Annotated in this window: 1 protein-coding gene; it reads right to left on the bottom strand. The window is 60.2% G+C overall.

Annotated features, from left to right (window positions below; translation table 11 throughout):
• A partial coding sequence (locus ACYVGO_RS38760) for a T9SS type B sorting domain-containing protein (RefSeq protein WP_460974163.1) occupies window positions 1-1,138 on the bottom strand: 1,138 nt, incomplete at both ends.

Raw genomic sequence — 1,138 nt, 5'->3', positions numbered from 1 at the left:
CCATCACTGCTCCTGCCATCCCAGGCCAGAGTCGCTCCACTCGTCTCGTACAGCTTGGCACCCCACCGGTTGTAAACCACAAAGCTAACACTGGAGACGAACCGCGGACAGTGCAACGGCGCAAACACATCATTCTTGCCATCCCCATTGGGGGTGAACACATTGGGCAACACAAAACTGGGACACGCATCCACACACACCTGGTTGGAAGGGCTGCTCTCCAAGCCCCGCTTGCTGACCGCCGTCACATAGTAACAACCCGCCACGGTCGACAAGCCACTATGATCATAAGTCTGGGTGGGCACGGCCACACTGCTGAGCACCCCCAGCGTGTCGGTGCGGTAGCGGCCATAATAGATCTTGTAGCTGGCAATGTTAGGATCGCAGGTGGGACCCGAGCCGGGCGTCCAGGCCAGCTTGTTGGTGAAGCTGGTCTGATCACACAGACTCTCGGTACTCAGACTGGCACAGTTAAGACTGTCCACCCGTAAGGTGGGGGGGCAGGGGCGGGTGGTGTCACCGGGCTGGGCACAGAGGATCTGGCTGTAGTTTTGCAGGATGCCCAGTCGGCTCAGCTGGGTATCGGTGTACTGACCCCGGGTCATCACCCGGTAGCAGTAGGAAGAGTCGGCCGAGAGCACCCGGCTGGTGTTGCCATCGGTCAGGAACGTGTCCGACCCATCATCGGTGAAGGTGTAGGTGGGGCTGGTCACCTTGATTTCCCGGATTTTGTTGAAGGGTCCATTGGGACCTGACCGGGACCGGTAGATGTCGTGGGTCTGGTTGTCATTGGACCAGGGGGTGTTGGCCTGCCAGGAGAGGACGATCTGTCGGTTGGCTGGGGCAGCAGCTAGTCGAACGGAGGAGGCCGCATCGGTCACATCCAGCCGGGTCAGGGTGCCGTTGTTGGTGTAGTAGAACTCCAGCCGGTAGCGATAGGCACTGGTCACCGTGTTGAGGGTTGAGGTGGATGTTCCTCGATCAACGAAGATGGTATCGGGGGCGGTGGGAGAAAGGCTGGTGTTGATGGTCGCGATGGGCACGAAGTTGGTGCCGTTGAGGTCGGTGGCTCGCTGGAGCCGGTACTGGTAGGGTCCGGATAGGTCGGCGGGGTTGAGGCCGAGAGGACGAGTCCACT

It is taken from the genome of Spirosoma migulaei (genome assembly GCF_054776855.1).
This window is presented reverse-complemented; position numbering and strand designations above follow the sequence as displayed.